Below are 233 nucleotides of genomic sequence, written 5' to 3' on the forward strand. Positions count from 1 at the left end.
GTAGTCGCGGCCGACCGCCCCTTGCAGCGTATCGACGAGCTTCTTGTAGGGCCCAAGGCCTTCCGCCACGCTGGCGACGGCCTGCTCGCGCGCCGCAGCCAGATCGAGCGAGAACTGCGGATCGACGGACAGGCGCCCCTCGAGGCGATCGGCCAATTCGGCCAGCACGCGCTTCGAATCGCCGTGCACGAACAGCTCGTTGCGATAGCCGCGGTTGTCGGCGAGCGCATCGG

General features: G+C 68.7%; 1 pseudogene. It reads right to left on the reverse strand.

Going from position 1 to position 233, the window contains the following annotated elements:
- A pseudogene (locus SB764_RS44865) lies at window positions 1–233 on the reverse strand (hypothetical protein); the annotation flags it as partial.

This window comes from Paraburkholderia sp. SIMBA_027 (assembly GCF_046535315.1).
GTDB classification, from domain to species: Bacteria; Pseudomonadota; Gammaproteobacteria; order Burkholderiales; family Burkholderiaceae; genus Paraburkholderia; species Paraburkholderia tropica.